This is a genomic window from Mesorhizobium sp. ISC15 (genome assembly GCF_037162615.1).
Classification (GTDB): Bacteria; Pseudomonadota; Alphaproteobacteria; order Rhizobiales; family Rhizobiaceae; genus Mesorhizobium; species Mesorhizobium mediterraneum.
On sequence record NZ_JAVSPX010000001.1, the window covers coordinates 279,770 to 296,492 of the forward strand.

The 16,723-nt window shown below is 63.4% G+C and carries 17 protein-coding genes; 12 read left to right on the plus strand and 5 right to left on the minus strand.

Translation table 11 applies throughout. From position 1 onward, the window contains the following. Positions 1-113: 113 nt before the first annotated feature. Positions 114-857 (minus strand): phosphonate metabolism transcriptional regulator PhnF, encoded by a 744-nt coding sequence (phnF, locus tag RPG13_RS01410; RefSeq protein WP_337124263.1) that lies wholly within the window; start codon positions 855-857, stop codon positions 114-116. A gap of 122 nt (positions 858-979) precedes the next feature. Here phnF and phnG point away from each other — a divergent pair, with 122 nt between their 5' ends. The 12 genes from phnG (at position 980) to phnE (RPG13_RS01470) (ending at position 11,927) form a co-directional block, all read left to right on the plus strand. Continuing rightward, positions 980-1,441, plus strand: a complete 462-nt coding sequence (phnG, locus tag RPG13_RS01415; protein WP_095488284.1) for a phosphonate C-P lyase system protein PhnG — start codon at positions 980-982, stop codon at positions 1,439-1,441. Then, positions 1,441-2,052 (plus strand): phosphonate C-P lyase system protein PhnH, encoded by a 612-nt coding sequence (gene phnH, locus RPG13_RS01420; RefSeq protein WP_095488282.1) that lies wholly within the window; start codon positions 1,441-1,443, stop codon positions 2,050-2,052. Before phnG ends, phnH begins: the two co-directional genes overlap by 1 nt. Position 2,053: 1 nt before the next feature. Beyond that, on the plus strand, positions 2,054-3,166 hold the full coding sequence (locus tag RPG13_RS01425) for a carbon-phosphorus lyase complex subunit PhnI (protein WP_337124264.1): 1,113 nt from the start codon (positions 2,054-2,056) through the stop codon (positions 3,164-3,166). Continuing rightward, complete coding sequence (locus tag RPG13_RS01430) at positions 3,163-4,074, plus strand: alpha-D-ribose 1-methylphosphonate 5-phosphate C-P-lyase PhnJ (protein ID WP_337124266.1); 912 nt, start codon at positions 3,163-3,165, stop codon at positions 4,072-4,074. The genes RPG13_RS01425 and RPG13_RS01430 overlap by 4 nt, the downstream gene beginning before the upstream one ends. Then, on the plus strand, positions 4,071-4,847 hold the full coding sequence (gene phnK / locus RPG13_RS01435; protein ID WP_095520288.1) for a phosphonate C-P lyase system protein PhnK: 777 nt from the start codon (positions 4,071-4,073) through the stop codon (positions 4,845-4,847). The genes RPG13_RS01430 and phnK overlap by 4 nt, the downstream gene beginning before the upstream one ends. A gap of 208 nt (positions 4,848-5,055) precedes the next feature. After that, positions 5,056-5,763: a phosphonate C-P lyase system protein PhnL gene (gene phnL, locus RPG13_RS01440; RefSeq protein WP_126104837.1), complete on the plus strand. Its 708-nt coding sequence runs from the start codon at positions 5,056-5,058 to the stop codon at positions 5,761-5,763. Next, entirely contained in the window at positions 5,760-6,377 is a 618-nt protein-coding gene (locus RPG13_RS01445) for a DapH/DapD/GlmU-related protein (protein ID WP_337124267.1), read from the plus strand. Before phnL ends, RPG13_RS01445 begins: the two co-directional genes overlap by 4 nt. A 186-nt stretch (positions 6,378-6,563) precedes the next feature. Beyond that, positions 6,564-7,268, plus strand: coding sequence for a DUF1868 domain-containing protein (locus RPG13_RS01450; RefSeq protein ID WP_337124268.1), 705 nt, complete (start codon positions 6,564-6,566; stop codon positions 7,266-7,268). A 122-nt stretch (positions 7,269-7,390) separates the two neighbouring features. Continuing rightward, on the plus strand, positions 7,391-8,248 hold the full coding sequence (phnC, locus tag RPG13_RS01455; RefSeq protein ID WP_029348282.1) for a phosphonate ABC transporter ATP-binding protein: 858 nt from the start codon (positions 7,391-7,393) through the stop codon (positions 8,246-8,248). Positions 8,249-8,394: 146 nt separating this feature from the next. After that, entirely contained in the window at positions 8,395-9,303 is a 909-nt protein-coding gene (phnD, locus tag RPG13_RS01460; protein ID WP_126104833.1) for a phosphonate ABC transporter substrate-binding protein, read from the plus strand. 73 nt (positions 9,304-9,376) lie between these two features. Further along, positions 9,377-10,351, plus strand: coding sequence for a phosphonate ABC transporter, permease protein PhnE (gene phnE / locus RPG13_RS01465; RefSeq protein ID WP_126104832.1), 975 nt, complete (start codon positions 9,377-9,379; stop codon positions 10,349-10,351). A 4-nt stretch (positions 10,352-10,355) separates the two neighbouring features. Beyond that, complete coding sequence (gene phnE / locus RPG13_RS01470) at positions 10,356-11,927, plus strand: phosphonate ABC transporter, permease protein PhnE (protein ID WP_337124269.1); 1,572 nt, start codon at positions 10,356-10,358, stop codon at positions 11,925-11,927. Between the two features lie 7 nt (positions 11,928-11,934). On the opposite strand, the gene RPG13_RS01475 is transcribed toward phnE (RPG13_RS01470), so the two are convergent. From RPG13_RS01475 to RPG13_RS01490, 4 genes are all read right to left on the minus strand, one after another. After that, positions 11,935-12,792, minus strand: a complete 858-nt coding sequence (locus RPG13_RS01475) for a sugar phosphate isomerase/epimerase family protein (RefSeq protein ID WP_337124270.1) — start codon at positions 12,790-12,792, stop codon at positions 11,935-11,937. Between the two features lie 228 nt (positions 12,793-13,020). Next, on the minus strand, positions 13,021-14,208 hold the full coding sequence (locus RPG13_RS01480; protein ID WP_292224094.1) for a Gfo/Idh/MocA family protein: 1,188 nt from the start codon (positions 14,206-14,208) through the stop codon (positions 13,021-13,023). Between the two features lie 197 nt (positions 14,209-14,405). After that, positions 14,406-15,536 carry an IS481 family transposase gene (locus RPG13_RS01485; RefSeq protein WP_126104210.1) on the minus strand — a complete coding sequence of 377 codons (1,131 nt, stop codon included), beginning with the start codon at positions 15,534-15,536 and terminating at the stop codon, positions 14,406-14,408. A gap of 104 nt (positions 15,537-15,640) precedes the next feature. Further along, positions 15,641-16,696, minus strand: a complete 1,056-nt coding sequence (locus RPG13_RS01490) for a sugar phosphate isomerase/epimerase family protein (protein ID WP_337124272.1) — start codon at positions 16,694-16,696, stop codon at positions 15,641-15,643. Between the last annotated feature and the right edge of the window lie 27 nt (positions 16,697-16,723).

Consider the following 16,723-nt stretch of genomic DNA (forward strand, 5'->3'; position numbering starts at 1 on the left):
AGTGGGGGAAGGCGGTCCTCAAACGCCAAGCCGCTGACATGTAAGCGCGACCGAGCTGGTATGACATCAGCGTGAGTCAGATAAATCACGGTCTCGTATAAGACCGGCACTACCTACAGCGCCGACAGTTTGAGCTCGACGCGCTCAGCCGGAAACCGCGTTTCGGCGAACTGGATCGGCTGGCCGTCCGGCGTGATGTTGACGGCGACCGTGACCAGCACGATGGCGCCGGGCTGCAGATCGAGATCGGCAAGGTCGGCGGCATCCGCGTGGCGCGCCGACAGCACCGTCGATTGCCTGAGATAGTCACTGATGCCGAAACGCTGGAGCGAGGCGGTGATCGATCCTGTTTCAGCCATGGCAGCATCGATGCCGGCGAAGCGTCCCGCCTCGAACCAGCCGGTGGCACGCGAGACCGGCTGTCCATCGGCTTCGCCGCGTGTCTCAAGGCGTATCACATTCGAACCCTTGGCAAGCCCCAGCCCTTCGGCGACGCGCCGGCTGGCCGGCTCGACCGCCGATTCGAGCAGTACGCTGCGGCGCTCGGACGCCTGCCCCTGCAAGCCCTCCGAAAAACGGGTGCGGGCGCCGATCGGATAGGACAGGCGCTTGCGCGAAAGCACGAAAGTGCCGCGCCCCTGCTCGGCCCTGAGCACGCCATCCTGCACCAGTGCTGCGATGGCGCTGCGCACCGTATGGCGGTTGACACCATAGCGCTCGGCCAGCGCGACTTCCGGCGGCAGCGCGGTATTCTCGGCAAAGTCGCCGACGGCGATCGAACGCAGGATTTGATCGGCGATCTGCCGCCACAGCGAGACGCCGCTGCGCCGCTCTATGCTGCTGGGCTGCCCGATCATGTCTTGCCCCGATCTTTTCGCCGGTGTCATGCACCCGTCATAGACACGCATTAGATAATAGGTATAATTTGTATAATTGTCTATATCAATAGACGAATTTTCGATGCAAGGGAATGTTAACCATGCGAGGACAGGAAGCGCGCGATCAGGCTCAGCGCAAGGCCGTTATGGCAACGCTGGCGCAATCGACCGGCGACGATATCGTCCGGCTGTGGAACGAAGCCGGCCTGCCTTCTGAGGCGGAACTCCTGCGCGGCCCCGAAACCGGCTTGGTCACCGTGCGCGGCCGCATCGGCGGCGGCGGCGCGCCGTTCAACGTTGGCGAGGCGACGGTCACCCGCGCTACCGTCCGGCTCGCCTCCGGACAGGTCGGCCACTGCTACGCGCTGGGCCGTGACAGGCAGAAAGCAAAACTGGCGGCGATCGCCGACGCGCTCTGGCAGGACCCTGCCCTGCGCCGTGAGGTCGAGACCAAACTCATTGCGCCGCTGCAGGCCGCACTGGCCAGCGCACGTGAACGGCGTCGCGCCGAGACGGCGGCAACGAAGGTCGATTTCTTCACCATGGTACGCGGAGAAGACTGATGGACATCGTAACCCAAGCGATCGAAGGCGGCTTTGCCGATCCGGTGTTCGACGCCCAGACGGTGTTCCGCGCCGTGATGGACGCAATGGCGCGGCCGGGCACCCTGCAGCCTCTGCCGGTCTTTGCCCGCCCGCCGGCGCCGCTGTCAGCCACCGCGGGCGCCATTGCGCTGGCGCTGTGCGACAACGACACGCCGCTGTGGCTCGACCCCGTTTTGCAGGCCCCGGTAGCGGTGAAATCCTGGCTCGGCTTCCACACCGGCGCGCCCCTGGCCAACACGCCGGCCGATGCGCATTTCGCGCTGATCGCCACGCCGGCCGAAATGATGGCGCTCGACGGCTTCTCACAAGGCACCCAGGATTATCCCGACCGCTCCACGACGCTGATCCTGCAAGTCGGAGATCTCGTTTCAGGCGCCCCTCTGTTGCTCGAAGGTCCTGGCATCGAAAAGACTGCAAGCATCGCGCCGGCACAGATGCCGCGCCATTTCGTCGAACAGTGGAAGCAGAACAACCAGCGCTTTCCGCGTGGCGTCGACATCGTCCTCGCCACCCCGGACGGCGTCGCCTGCCTGCCGCGCACGACGCGCATCAAGACGATGGAGGCGTGATATGTATGTCGCGGTAAAGGGCGGCGAAGCGGCCATTGCCAACGCCCACGCCCTGCTCGCCGACCGCCGGCGCGGCGACCGCTCGGTGCCGGCGCTTCGCCTCGACCAGATCGTCGAGCAACTTGCGCTCGGCGTCGACCGGGTGATGAGCGAAGGCTCGCTCTACGACAGGGAATTGGCGGCGCTCGCCATCGTCCAGGCGCGCGGCGACATGATCGAGGCGATCTTCCTGGTTCGCGCCTATCGCACGACGCTGCCACGCTTCGGCTACACCAAGGCGATCGACACCGGCGCGATGCTGGTCGAGCGGCGTGTCTCGGCGACCTACAAGGATCTTCCCGGCGGCCAGCTTCTCGGCCCGACCTTCGACTACACCCACCGGCTGCTCGATCCCGAGCTTGCCGCGGGCGGCGACGTCGCCGAGCCGCAGCAGCGTGCCAGCGAGGCGGAAGCCATGCCCCGTGTCTCCGCCATCCTCGCCCGCGAAGGCCTGATCGAGCCCGACGGCGACATGCCGCAGGACCATGTCCCCGGCGACATCACCCGCGAGCCGCTGGAATTCCCGATGGCGCGCGACATCCGCCTGCAGGCGCTGTCACGCGGCGACGAGGGTTTTCTCCTCGCACTCGGCTATTCCACCCAGCGCGGCTATGCCCGCAACCACCCCTTCGTCGGCGAGGTTCGCATCGGTGAGGTCGAGTTGGAACTCGATGTCGCGGAGCTGCCCTTCGCGGTACCGCTCGGCTCCGTTCGCGTCACCGAGTGCCAGATGGTCAACCAGTTCAAGGGCTCGGCCAAGGCGCCCCCGCAATTCACCCGCGGCTACGGCCTCGTCTTCGGCCAGAGCGAGCGCAAGGCGATGGCCATGGCGCTGTGCGACCGGGCGTTACGCGCTTCGGAATTCGGCGAAGATGTCGTCGCCGCGGCCCAGGACGAGGAGTTCGTCATCTCGCATTCCGACAATGTCCAGGCGACCGGCTTCGTCGAGCATCTGAAGCTGCCGCACTATGTCGACTTCCAGGCCGAGCTCGACCTCGTGCGCCGCATGCGCGCCGAGCATGATGCTCGCGAAAACGCCGGCAAAGCCGAGGAGAAAAGGGAGGCAGCGGAATGACCGCACAACCGACCGACATCGCCGCCTACAACTTCGCCTATCTCGACGAGCAGACCAAAAGGATGATCCGCCGGGCGATCCTCAAGGGCATCGCCATTCCCGGCTACCAGGTGCCGTTTGCCTCACGCGAAATGCCGATGCCCTATGGCTGGGGCACTGGCGGCGTCCAGGTCACCGCTTCGATCATCGGCCCGGACGATGTGCTGAAAGTCATCGACCAGGGCGCCGACGACACCACCAATGCGGTTTCGATCCGTGCCTTCTTCAAGAAGGTCGCCAATGTCGCCGTCACCACCGAGACGGCGAAGGCGACCATCATCCAGACCCGCCACCGCATCCCAGAACATCCGCTGACATCAGGCCAGGTGCTGGTCTTTCAGGTGCCGATTCCCGAACCTTTGCGCTTCCTCGAGCCGCGCGAGACCGAAACGCGGAAAATGCATGCGCTGGAGGAATACGGCCTCATGCATGTGAAGCTCTACGAGGACATTGCCAGGCACGGCCGCATCGCCACCACCTACGCCTATCCGGTCAAGGTCGAGGGCCGCTATGTGATGGATCCCTCGCCGACGCCGAAATTCGACAATCCGAAGATGCACCGTTCGCCGGCTTTGCAATTGTTCGGCGCCGGCCGCGAAAAGCGTATCTATGCAGTGCCACCCTTCACCGAGGTGGTCAGCCTCGACTTCGAGGACCATCCGTTCGAGGTGCAGACCTTCGACCAGCCCTGCGCGCTATGCGCGGCCGAGAACGTCTATCTCGACGAGGTCATCCTCGACGATCATGGCGGCCACATGTTCGTCTGCTCCGACACCGACCATTGCGAGAAGCGGCGCGAACAAGGCCATCGCGGCCACCTTGCGCCTGAAACCCCTCTTGCCCTGGAAAAAACGGAGACGGCGCAATGACCGACGAGCCGCTGCTGCGCGTTTCCGCGCTTTCCAAATTCTATGGCTCGCGTGTCGGCTGCGAGAACGTCACCTTCGACCTGTGGCCGGGCGAGGTGCTGGCGGTGGTCGGCGAATCCGGTTCCGGCAAGACGACGCTGCTCAACTGCCTGTCGACCCGGCTGCTGCCGAGCTCCGGCACCGCCAGCTATCGCATGCGCGACAGCCAGTTCCGTGAGCTCTACCGGATGAGCGAGGCCGAGCGCCGCTTCCTGATGCGCACCGACTGGGGCTTCGTCCACCAGAACCCGGCCGATGGCCTGCGCATGACGGTGTCCGCCGGCGCCAATGTCGGCGAGCGGCTGATGGCGGTCGGCGACCGCCATTATGGGAAAATCCGCGCCACTGCCGTCGACTGGCTGTCGCGCGTCGAGATTGACGAAGACCGCATCGACGACGAGCCGCGCGCCTTTTCCGGCGGGATGCGCCAGCGCCTGCAGATCGCGCGCAACCTCGTCACCGGGCCGCGGCTGGTGTTCATGGACGAGCCGACCGGCGGCCTCGACGTCTCGGTGCAGGCGCGGCTACTCGATCTGTTGCGCGGCCTTGTCACCGATCTCGGCCTCGCGGCCATCGTCGTCACCCACGACCTTGCGGTGGCGCGGCTTTTGTCGCAACGCATGATGGTGATGAAGGACGGCCGCGTCGTCGAAAGCGGCCTCACCGACCGCGTGCTCGACGATCCGCGCGCGCCTTATACGCAATTGCTGGTTTCCTCGATTTTGCAGGTTTGACGATGGCGCCAAGTCACCCCCCTCTGGCCTGCCGGCCATCTCCCCCTCAAGGGAGGAGATTAGCAGCTTTCATGCCTCGCCCCTTCTGCAACGCAGGAGAATGGCGAAACCGAATACGACAGCCGATCTCCCCCCTTGAGGGGGAGATGGGCGGCAGGCCAGAGGGGGGTGCTGTCCCGCCAACGAACGACGATTGGAGCACCTTCTGATGGCAACCCCTCTCGTCGTCTCCGATGTCGCCAAGAGCTTCACCATGCATCTGCGCGACGGCATCAAACTGCCTGTCGTCGCCGGCGTCTCGTTCTCGATCAGGAGCGGTGAATGCGCAGTGCTCGGCGGCCCCTCTGGCGCCGGCAAGAGCTCGATCCTGAAGATGCTCTACGGCAACTACGCCGTCGACGCAGGCCAGATCATCGTCCAGCACGAGGATGGGCTCATCGATCTCGCAACGGCCAGCCCGCGCACCGTGCTTGCCGTGCGCCGGCTCACGATCGGCTATGTCAGTCAGTTCCTGCGCACCGTGCCGCGCGTCTCCGCCCTCGACGTTGTCGCCGAACCGCTGGTCGAGCGCGGCGCGGACCGTGAGGTCGCGCGCAATAAGGCGCGCGCCTTGCTGGCGCAGCTCAACCTGCCCGAAAAACTCTGGATGCTGCCGCCGGCGACCTTTTCCGGCGGCGAGCAGCAGCGCGTCAACATCGCGCGCGGCTTCATCACCGAGCATCCGATCCTGCTGCTCGACGAGCCGACCGCCTCGCTCGATGCCAGGAACCGCGACGTGGTGATTGCGCTGATCGCGGCCAAGAAGGCGGCCGGCGTCGCCCTGCTTGGCATCTTCCACGACCACGACGTGCGCGAGGCGGTAGCCGACCGCGTCATCGACGTGACCGCTTTTGCCGCCGGGAAAATCGCCGCATGACCAGAAAACTGTCGGAAGCGCCGCTTGTCCACGAGACGGCGGAAGTCGAGAACTCGACGCTTGGCCGCTGGACCGAGATCGCCGACCGCTGCCGGGTTTCGGAAAGCACGCTGGGCGACTATTCCTACATGATGCAGGACTGCGGCGTCTGGTGCGCGACGATCGGCAAATTTGCCAACATTGCCGCCAATGTGCGCATCAACGCCACCAACCACCCGACCTGGCGGCCGACGCTGCACCATTTCACCTATCGCGCCTCGGACTATTGGGACGACGCCGAGCACGAGAGCGAATTCTTCGCCCAGCGTCGCGCCAAGCGCGTCACCATCGGCCACGACACCTGGCTTGGCCACGGCTCGACCATCCTGCCCGGCGTCACCGTCGGCGATGGCGCAGCGGTCGGCGCCGGCGCCGTGGTGTCGAAGGACGTCGCGCCCTACACCATTGTCGGCGGCGTGCCGGCGAAACCGATCCGCGAACGCTTCGACCGCCGCACGGCGGAACGTTATCAGGCGCTCGCCTGGTGGGATTGGGACCATATCAGGCTGCGCGCCGCGCTCGACGATTTTCGCGCGCTTTCGGCGGAAGCGTTTCTGGAGAAGTACGGTGAGTAGTGAGTAGTGAGTAGTGAGTAGTGAGTAGTGAGTAGGAGATAGGAAGTCGCGGATTGGACGAAGGTCTCTCTTTTCACTACTCACTACTCACTACTCACTCCCAACACACTACTCACTCCCACCACCACACCATTCATATCCCTGACACATGACTCGGACAAAGGCGGTCTTTCCCAGGAGATCGCCATGCCCATCAAACCTTCGCTCGCCGGATTCTTTGCCGGCTCGAACCCGAACCCTCCCGTGCATCTCGGCACGCGCTACGACAGGTCAGGCAATTTTCTCATCGAGCCTGGCAACACGGTTGTCTGCCACCTTGTCAGCGGCTCAGCGTCCGAAACGGCGGTCATCGAAGTGCGTGAGCGGATGCGCGCCATGGCCGATGCCGACCGACTGGCCTTCACGCCGATCTCCAGCCTGCACATGACGCTGTTCCAGGGCATCATCGAATATCGCCGCCGGCTTCCCTTCTGGCCTGAGGATGTGCCCCTCGACACCAGCATCGACGACATGACCCGGCTCTATCTTGAGCGCCTGAACGGCGTCGAGGACCATGGCGCGTTCAAAGTCAGGGTTATCGACGTCGTGCCGACCGGCCTGACCGTTGCCGGCGCCTCCGACGAGGATGAGCGCGTCATGCGCGCGTGGCGCGATGCCCTGTCGGTGCCGTTCGGATACCGGCATCCTGACCACGACACCTACGCGTTCCACATAACCTTCGCCTACCAGCTCCGCCGTCTCGACGACGAAAGCGCATCTCAATGGCAGGACCTGTTTGATGACTGTCTCTCGTTGCTCGCCAGTCAAGCTCCGGTGATCGAGCTGCGGCCTCCGGCATTTTGCAGCTTCAAGGACATGAAGCCTTTCGAGGAGCTTCTTGTCCTGGGCTGACGGCGCGACGTCTCTGCCTGTGGGCAGTAACAAAACTGACATCAATCCGACACCGCAGGTTCATGCGGCTGCGCTAGCGAGGGTCAACGGACCTTCAACTGCGACTGGACTGGAACTTGCCTATGTCAGCAACCTCAGCCACGCTGGAAATCCGCGGCGTCACCCGCCGGTTTGGCAAGAACACCGCTGTCAGCAATGTCGACATCTCGATCCCGCACGGTCAGATGGTCGGCATCATCGGCCGTTCCGGTGCCGGCAAGTCGACCCTTTTGCGCATGATCAACCGCCTCATCGATCCCAGCCAAGGGTCGATTTTCTTTGACGGCGCCGAAGTCTCCAGCCTGCGCGGCTCGCTGCTCAGGCGCTGGCAGCGCGACTGCGCCATGATCTTCCAGCAGTTCAACCTGGTGCCGCGTCTCGACGTGCTGACCAACGTCTTGCTCGGCCGGCTCAATCACCGCTCGACCGTTGTCAATCTGCTCGGTGTCTTTTCTCGCGAGGAACGGGCCGAGGCGATCGCGGCGCTCGAGCGTCTCGACATTGCCCGCACGGCGCTGCAGCCGGCCGGCACCTTGTCCGGCGGCCAGCAGCAGCGCGTTGCGATTGCCCGTGCCATGATGCAGCAGCCGAAGGTGATCCTTGCTGACGAGCCGATCGCCTCGCTCGACCCGCTCAACGCCAAGGTGGTTATGGATTCGCTGCAGGACATCAATCTGCGCGAGGGCATCACCGTCGTCACCAATCTGCACACGCTGGATACCGCGCGCACCTATTGCAACCGCATCATCGGCATGGCCGCCGGCAAGGTCGTGTTCGACGGCCCACCCGAAGACCTCAACCGCGAAGCCGTGCGCATGGTCTACGGCGCCGACAGCAATGGCGGCGAAATCTCCGAGGCCATCACCTCGACCAGCGTCACCATCAAGCAAAAAATCGCCGCATCCGCCGGACCGCTCGAGCCCGCATTTCCGGGCTACTAGTTCCATGATCCCGACAAGTGGATACCGGTATCCGGAAACGATCATGGACAAGCAAAAGAGCGCCTGGATCGCCGGCCCACGTCAAGGGCGCTGTCAAAATTCGAACGCTACCGGCGCGATGCCGGAACCAACAGGAGAGACGCGACATGTTTAGAAAGATGCTTTTCGGTGCTGTTTCCATCATCGCCATGGCGATGGGCGCGGTTCAGGCACAGGACCTGAAGGAATTCCGCGTCGGCATTCTGGGCGGCGAGAACGAAGCCGACCGTCTGCGCAACTACCAGTGCTTCGCCGACCACATCAAGGAAGTGCTGGGCGTCGAGAAAGTCTCGCTGTTCCCGGCCGCCGACTACGACGGCGTCATCCAGGGCCTGCTCGGCGGCACGCTTGACTATGCCGAGCTCGGCGCTTCCGCCTATGCCAAGATCTATCTCGAAAACAAGGACGCGGTTGAGCCTATCCTGACGACGGTCCAGACCGACGGTTCGACCGGCTATCATTCGGTCATGGTCGCCCGTGCCGATTCCGGCATCAAGACGCTCGCCGACATGAAGGGCAAGAAACTCGGTTTCGCCGATCCCGATTCGACTTCGGGTTACCTGATCCCGGTCACTTCACTGCCCAAGGACATCGGCATGGATGTGAAGAGCTACTTCGCGTCGACCGGTTTTGGTGGCGGCCATGAACAGCTCGTCCTCGAGGTCCTGAAGGGCACCTTCGATGCCGGCACCACCTGGGCCTCCGGCGTCGGCGACTTCAAGGACGGCTACAGCTCGGGCAATCTGCGCAAGATGGTCGACAAGGGCGTCCTCAAGATGGACGATCTTGTCGAATTGTGGCAGTCGCCGATGATCCCGAACGGCCCGCTGGTGCTGCGTGCGTCGATCGATGCCGGCGCCAAACAGAAGGTCACCGATTTCCTGACCAAGCTTCCGGAAACCGATCCAGCCTGTTTCTCGGCGATACAGGGCGGCGACTTCAAGGGCTATTCGCCGGTCACCCCGGAATTCTATCAGGCAATCATCGACGCCCGTAAGGCGAAGATCGGCTCGTAAGTAAACTGCCACAACGCCGCCGGGGCCATGTGCCGCCGGCGGCGTTGCCGCATCATGGGCCAGGGATCGATAAATGAGTGCGACCGACGTTTACCGTGCGCCTGCGCTTTCACCGGAGGGAGCCACTGTCGAGCGGCACTGGCGTGACCTCGCCGCCCGCCGGCGCCTTTACACGATCGGAGGCCTGGTTTTCCTGTTTCTCGCGCTCTCTGGCTCGCTCTGGTTCGCCAACGAAACCAACGCCGGAAAGTTCTTCGACCGCCTTCCATATATCGCCGACTTTTTCACGGAATTGAAGCCGCGCGACTGGTTCGATCCGGTGCGCGCGCTGTTCGACCTGCCGTCCCCCTACGACGATGGCAGCCTCAAGTTCGACTACCCCGAAGGCCGGGTCTACCTGACCCAAAGCATCTACGTTCCGGAATACTTCTACCGGATGATCGAGACGCTGAACATTGCCCTGTTTTCGACGCTGGTGGGCTCCACATTCGGTTTCCTGCTCTGCTTCCTGGCTGCGGGCAATATCACGGCCAGCCGCTGGCTCCGTTTCACCACGCGCCGCTTCCTTGAAATTGTCCGCGCCTTTCCGGAAATCGTCATCGCCGGCTTCTTTCTGGCGGTCTTCTCGCTAGGACCCATTCCGGCGATCCTCGCGGTCAGCATCCACACCGTCGGCGCACTCGGAAAAATGTTCTTCGAAGTGGTCGAGAATGCCGACATGAAGCCTGAAGAAGGTTTGCGAGCCGTTGGCGCCAACTGGGTCGAACGCGTGTGGTTCGGCATCGTGCCTCAGGTTCTGCCCAACTTCATGAGCTATTTCCTGCTCCGCTTCGAGATCAATGTGCGCGCTTCGACCATTCTCGGCGCCGTCGGCGCCGGCGGCATCGGCGAATCCCTGCGTCTTTCGATCAGCCGGGGCCATGAGGCCAAGACCATCGCCATCGTCTTCCTGCTGTTCTGCACGATTGTCGCCGTCGATCAGTTTTCGGCGTGGCTGAGACATCGTCTTGTCGGCCGGCAAGCGTTCGCATACGGGCGCGGAGAGTAATGCGATGAACGCCGACGCCATCAACGACATCGCCACTCGCCATCCGAATGCGTTCCGGCGATCCCTATGGAAGCGCTACGCCACCCCGCTCGGTATCGTTCTCTGCATCCTCTACACATTCTATTGCGCGTGGTTCTTCTCGATCGTCACCGTTCTCGAAAAAGCGAACTGGAACCTTGCCGGCGCGTATCTCGCCGACTGGGTGTCTTACGAAATCCGGCCTGACATCGAATTCAAAGACAACCATCTGACGATCGACTACTCCCGCTTTTCCAAGCTGGGATCCAATCCAAATCCCGACTGGGTGGCCAAGCAGATGGCGGTGATCGAGCGGCGGGTCGACGCAGCGCCAGCACCGGCGAGCGCGACCGGCAAGTCGTCGCAGGATTCGTTTATGGCGCCTGGCGCGCCGACCGCCGAGAATCCAGCCGTCCCGTCAGGCCAATCCGCTCCGGCTGTGCCTGAAACGGTGCGCGAAAACGCCGTCGTGGCCGCGACTGTCACTCTTGGCAATGGTCAGATCGCCATCGCGCCAGACCTTGTCACCGTGACGCGCGGCGCCGAAAGCGTCATTTTCGACATTGCCAAGGACAGCTCTGTGACGCCGCGCACACCGCTGCCTGACTGGATCGAGCAGCGCAGGCCAGGCTCGACAGCCTATGTCTCGTTCGGATTTCTCGGTCGCGCTGAAGTCCAAAACGACGAAGTCGTTGCCTGGAGGCGTTTCTTCGGCTGGGCCAATTTCGTGTTCGACACGAACTCGCCATTCTGGGGAAAGCCGTTCGGCGAGGTCGCTTCACTGATTATCTCCGGAGCACGCATCGATCCGTCGCGATCAAACGCGGCGCTCGCCTGGGACAACATCCTCAACAACGCCGAGTGGCAGCACGGCGACGTCTGGCTGAAGCTTTTGCAGACCATCGTCATGGCTTTCGTCGGCACGGTGCTGGCATCGATCGTCGCCTTTCCGCTCGCCTTCCTGGCTGCGCGCAACGTCACGCCGAGCCGGATTGCCAACCAGGCAACAAAACGCTTCTTCGATTTCCTGCGCTCGGTCGACATGCTGATCTGGGCGCTGTTCTTCACGCGTGGCTTCGGTCCGGGGCCGCTGGCCGGCATGTCGGCGATCTTCTTCACCGACACCGGAACCCTGGGCAAGCTCTATTCCGAGGCGCTGGAAAACATCGACGACAAGCAGCGCGAGGGCATCCGCTCGGTTGGCGCCACGCCGGCAATGGTGCAGCGCTATGGCGTGCTGCCCCAGGTTCTGCCGGTATTCCTTAGCCAATCCCTCTATTTCTGGGAATCGAACACGCGGTCAGCGACGATCATAGGCGCTGTCGGCGCCGGCGGCATCGGCCTGAAATTGTGGGAGGCCATGCGCACCAACACCAATTGGGCCAATGTTTTCTATATGGTTCTGTTGATCCTGGTTGTCGTCTTTATCTTCGACAACATTTCCAGTTTTCTCCGCCGCAAACTGATGGGATCGGTCGAAACGGCAACGCGGAGCGGCGCGAGCGAGCGCCCGCCGGCCTGGCGCCGGCAACTCGGGTCGCCTGAGAGGAAGGCTTAGCTGCGTGCTAATAAGCACCAGCCCTCTTCCAGCCGCTCTTGATGTGCTTGTAGCCGTCGCGATAGACGGCTTCCGGACTTTCCGAAAAGTCGCGCCAGACCTTGGTTGCCGCCGCCAAATCCTTCAGCGAGCGGCCGAAGGCCTCGATCGTCAGCCAGTCGTCATAGCCGCTCTTGCGGATGGCCGAAAACGTCTCCTTCCACGGAATGTGGCCGCGCCCAGGCACGCCGCGATCGTTCTCCGAAATATGGATATGGACGATATTCCTGCGGTTGCGCGTATAGGCGCCGATCGGGTCGGCTTCCTCGATATTGGCGTGGAAGGTGTCGTACATCGCCTTGATGTGCGGCCGGTCGATTGCGTCGACATGCTCCGACAAATCGTCCATGGTGTTGAGCAGATAGCATTCAAAGCGGTTGAGCGCCTCCAGCCCGATTGTGACGTTCTTCTTGCCGGCGTGGTCGCCGATGGCGCGTTGCGAGGCGACCGAGCGCTTCTTCTCCGCCGCCGTCGGCCCGCTGCCGGAAAATGCGCCGAGTGTCGAATGCAGCGGGCCGCTCAACGTTTTGGCGCCGAGCGCAGCTGAGCAGTCGATCGCCCATCTCATATAATCGATGCCGGCCTTGCGCGTTCCGCCATCGGCCGAGATCAGATTCATCGCCGGATCGCCCATTGCCGAAACCGCGGTGCGCTCCAGTCCGATGCGGTCGAGCAGCTCGCCAAGTTTTGTGTAGTCGTCGGGCGTGCCGGAAAAGACCGGAATCTCGACACCATCAAAGCCGGTCGCCTTGATATCCCTGAGCAGTGGCTCGTGTTTCTTCGATACGGCCGTCGTCCACAAAAACATGCACATGCCGATTTTCATCGACGCTCCCTCCCCTTTGACAGCCGGCTGGCTCCTCCGCCGACTTCGCCACAAGCCCCCTCAGCCGGCTGGCTCCTCCGCCGACTTCGCCACAAGCCCCCTCATCCGGCAGACGCCAGCGCCGGCGATCTCCTCTCCCCTCGGGGAGAGGTCGGATTGCCCCGAATTGCCCTTGCAATTCGGCTGGCAATCCGGGTGAGGGGGCTTCCCGTTAACCGGGCGCAGCGATTAAAGCTTCGTCCAAGCTCCATTCTTCTTCGACGACTTCACGCAGGCTTCGATGAACGCCATGCCTTCGACACCGTCCTGGATGGTCGGAAAGATGACGTCCTTAGCCGGCTTGCCGCCTTTGCGGCGCGCCGCGCGGATGGCGCGGGCCGCCTCCTGGTAGATGTTGGCGAAACCTTCGAGATAGCCTTCCGGGTGGCCTGACGGAACGCGGCTGACACGCCCGGCGACGGGCAGCGCGCCAGCGCCATTGCGGGTGATCAACTGCTTCGGCTGGCCGAACGGCGTGTACCAGAGATAGTTCGGATCGGCCTGCACCCATTCAAGCCCGCCCTTCGACCCATAGATGCGCAGCTTCAGCCCGTTCTCGTGGCCGGGCGCCACCTGGCTCGCCCAGATCATGCCCTTGGCCGGGTGCGACTTGCCGACCGGTTTGAAGCGCAGCATCACGTTGACATTGTCATCGAGCTGCCGCCCCGGCACGAAGGCATCGAGATCTGCCGATAGCGAATCAAGCTCCAGCCCGCAGACGAAGCGCGCGAGATTGTAGGCATGCGTGCCGATGTCGCCCAGCGCACCGCCAGCGCCGGCCTGCTTGGGGTCGGAGCGCCAGGACGCCTGCTTCTGGCCGGTGGCGGCGAGATCTTCGGTCAGCCAGTCTTGCGGATATTCCGACTGCACGATCCGGATGTCGCCGAGCTGCCCCTTGGCCACCATCTCGCGCGCCTGCCGTATCATCGGATAGGCGGTGTAGTTGTGGGTGAGCACAAAGACCTTGCCGGTCTTTTCAACCAGTGCCGCCAGCTTCTTCGCTTCCGCCAACGTCGTCGCCAGCGGCTTGTCGCAAATGACGTGAATGCCGGCTTCGAGAAATGCCTTCGCCGCCGGCACGTGCACATTGTTGGGCGTGACGATGGCTACCGCTTCGATGCCGTCCGGTCGCTTGGCCTCGGCCTTGGCCATCTCAGCGAAAGAGCCGTAGCTGCGCGTGGGATCGAGCCCGAGTTCCGCGGCGGACGCTTTCGCACGTGCCGGATCCGACGATAAGGCACCTGCCACCAGCACGAACTCATTGTCCATGCGCGCCGCGATCCGGTGCACGGCACCGATGAAGGCGCCTTGCCCGCCGCCGACCATGCCGTAGCGGATCGGGCCGCCTCCCGTTTCCGACTTCGATGCGCCGACCATGATTTTCTCCCTCGTCGTCTGAGATACCCCTCCCCCTTGAGGGGAGGGTGGCCCGAAGGGCCGGGAGGGGTCGGTTCATGCCGAGCTCTACGCTCAGCGACCCCACCCCGATCCGCTACGCGGATCGACCCTCCCCTCTGTTTGGACCGGGGACATCGCGAACAAGTGTGCGAGGACATCGCGAACAGTTTCCCATCTTATCGTTGGCTTGCGTTGAGGTCGATGGTTTGGATTTTCTGATGACGGAAGTAGGCGTCGAAGACGCCGTCGGTTTCGGTAGGGCGGAAGGCGACGGCCTTGCCGGCAAACGCCTTGCAGATCTTGACGGCGTGTCCGAACAGCGAAGTTGTGCCCTTCTGCTGGATTCTGCGGACCTGGTCGCCGGGCGCGTATTCGAATGGCTGGACGGCATCGGCGAAGTCGCGCGCCGAAGCCCGATAGCGGTCGAGCGGCACAGCGTCCGCAATGGCCTGGTGCGGCCGCTCGGCGTTGTAGATGTGACGCCAGGCATCGAAGGCGCGCTGTGCCGCCTGCAGGCTGTCGAAGGGCGGCCCCTGCAGCGCCTCGGCCTTGAGCGTGCGGTGGAAGCGCTCCTCCTTGCCCAGCGTCTGTGGGTGGCAGGGTCTGGAATGGCCGATCGTTATGCCGTTCTCGATCAGCCAGACGCCGAGCATGGTGAAGTTGTTGCGGCCGCCGTCGCCCCAGGGCGGGCCGTTGTCGGTGGCGATGCGCCACGGCAGGCCGTAGCGCCGGAAGGCGGCGATCAGGCGGGTTTTGACAGTTTCGGTGGTTTGGTCGGGGCAAGCTTCCAGCACCAGCGAGAAGCGCGAATGATCGTCGAGCACGGTCAACGGGTGCAGCCGCCCGGCGCGCAACGGCACATGGCCCTTGAAGTCCATCTGCCACAGGTCGTTGGGAGCGGCGTGCTCGAAGCGGATGAACGCTTTGGCGCCGCCACCCAGCGCACCCAACTCGACGCCGTTGCGGCGCAGGATGCCAGTCACCGTCGAGGCGGCCGGATTGCCCAGCCCCTGGCGCGCCAGCACCCGGGCGATCTTGCGCCCGCCCCAGGCCGGATGCGTCGTGCGCACCGAAAGCGCTGCCGCCTCGATCTCGTGTGCGCTGCGCGTCGGGCTCGACTGCGGCCGGCGCGAACGCTCCAAAAGCCCGGCCTCGCCAATAGCCCGCCAACGCGCGAGCAACTTGTAAGCGCATGTCCGGCCGATCCCGAAGCGTCGGCACAACGCGCTCATATTCGCTCCTTCCGCCGCAGCCAGCCGCACAAACTCCAGCTTCCGTTTCAGCACGCTCGTGTCCTCGAATGGCATCTCGAACCCCCCAGCGCAAAGCGCGCCAAACTGTTCGCGATGTCCTCGCACACCTGTTCGCGATGTCCCCGGTCCAAACACCCTCGAGGGGGAGGGAAGCCGTGCTAGATTCCCATCATGGCGCGCAGCACCTTTTTGTCGGTCGCGCCGCCGGCGAAATCGTCGAAGGCCTTTTCCGTCACCCGGATGATGTGGTGCTCGATGAAGGGCGCGCCTTCGGCCGCGCCGTCCTCCGGATGCTTCAGGCAGCACTCCCATTCCAGCACCGCCCATGAATCATAGTCATATTGAGCAAGCTTGGAGAAGATGCCGCCGAAATCCACCTGCCCGTCGCCGAGCGAGCGGAAACGCCCGGCCCGGTTTGTCCAGCTCTGATAGCCGGAGTAGACGCCTTGCCGGCCGGTCGGATTGAACTCGGCATCCTTGACGTGGAACGCCTTGATCCGCTCGTGATAGATGTCGATGAATTCGAGGTAGTCGAGCTGCTGCAGCAGGAAATGCGACGGGTCGTAATTGATGTTGCAGCGCTTGTGGCCGCCCACCGCGTCGAGGAACATCTCGAAGGTCGCGCCGTCGAACACGTCTTCGCCCGGATGGATCTCGTAGCCAAGGTCGACGCCATTGTCCTCATAGACATCGAGGATCGGCTTCCAGCGTTTGCCGAGTTCAGAAAATGCTTCCTCGATCAATCCCGCCGGCCGTTGCGGCCACGGATAAAGGTAGGGGAAGGCCAACGCTCCGCAAAAGGATACCGACGCCTTGAGCCCAAGATTTTTCGAAGCCTTGGCGCCGAATTTCATCTGTTCGACCGCCCACTGCTGCCTGGCTTTAGGATTGTTGTGCACCGCTGGCGGCGCGAAACCGTCGAACTGCGCGTCATAGGCCGGATGCACTGCCACCAATTGCCCCTGCAGGTGCGTCGACAGCTCGGTGATCTCGACGCCGGCCTCGGTGCAGATGCCCTTTACCTCGTCGCAATAGGCCTGAGAAGACGCCGCTTTCTCGAGGTCGAACAGCCGGCTGTCCCAGGTCGGGATCTGCACGCCCTTGTAGCCCAGCCCGGCCGCCCACCTGGTGATCGACGGCAGCGAATTGAACGGCGCGGCATCGCCCGCGAACTGCGCCAGAAACAGCCCAGGCCCCTTCATTGTCGACGGCATCGGCATCCTCCCTAATTTTTCCACGAC

Bases quoted from the DNA above. Each gene is read 5' to 3' on its own strand.
- phnF (WP_337124263.1), bottom strand. From the start codon at position 857: ATGATCGGGCAGCCCAGCAGCATAGAGCGGCGCAGCGGCGTCTCGCTG.
- phnG (WP_095488284.1), top strand. From the start codon at position 980: ATGCGAGGACAGGAAGCGCGCGATCAGGCTCAGCGCAAGGCCGTTATG.
- phnH (WP_095488282.1), top strand. From the start codon at position 1,441: ATGGACATCGTAACCCAAGCGATCGAAGGCGGCTTTGCCGATCCGGTG.
- RPG13_RS01425 (WP_337124264.1), top strand. From the start codon at position 2,054: ATGTATGTCGCGGTAAAGGGCGGCGAAGCGGCCATTGCCAACGCCCAC.
- RPG13_RS01430 (WP_337124266.1), top strand. From the start codon at position 3,163: ATGACCGCACAACCGACCGACATCGCCGCCTACAACTTCGCCTATCTC.
- phnK (WP_095520288.1), top strand. From the start codon at position 4,071: ATGACCGACGAGCCGCTGCTGCGCGTTTCCGCGCTTTCCAAATTCTAT.
- phnL (WP_126104837.1), top strand. From the start codon at position 5,056: ATGGCAACCCCTCTCGTCGTCTCCGATGTCGCCAAGAGCTTCACCATG.
- RPG13_RS01445 (WP_337124267.1), top strand. From the start codon at position 5,760: ATGACCAGAAAACTGTCGGAAGCGCCGCTTGTCCACGAGACGGCGGAA.
- RPG13_RS01450 (WP_337124268.1), top strand. From the start codon at position 6,564: ATGCCCATCAAACCTTCGCTCGCCGGATTCTTTGCCGGCTCGAACCCG.
- phnC (WP_029348282.1), top strand. From the start codon at position 7,391: ATGTCAGCAACCTCAGCCACGCTGGAAATCCGCGGCGTCACCCGCCGG.
- phnD (WP_126104833.1), top strand. From the start codon at position 8,395: ATGTTTAGAAAGATGCTTTTCGGTGCTGTTTCCATCATCGCCATGGCG.
- phnE (WP_126104832.1), top strand. From the start codon at position 9,377: ATGAGTGCGACCGACGTTTACCGTGCGCCTGCGCTTTCACCGGAGGGA.
- phnE (WP_337124269.1), top strand. From the start codon at position 10,356: ATGAACGCCGACGCCATCAACGACATCGCCACTCGCCATCCGAATGCG.
- RPG13_RS01475 (WP_337124270.1), bottom strand. From the start codon at position 12,792: ATGAAAATCGGCATGTGCATGTTTTTGTGGACGACGGCCGTATCGAAG.
- RPG13_RS01480 (WP_292224094.1), bottom strand. From the start codon at position 14,208: ATGGTCGGCGCATCGAAGTCGGAAACGGGAGGCGGCCCGATCCGCTAC.
- RPG13_RS01485 (WP_126104210.1), bottom strand. From the start codon at position 15,536: ATGCCATTCGAGGACACGAGCGTGCTGAAACGGAAGCTGGAGTTTGTG.
- RPG13_RS01490 (WP_337124272.1), bottom strand. From the start codon at position 16,696: ATGCCGTCGACAATGAAGGGGCCTGGGCTGTTTCTGGCGCAGTTCGCG.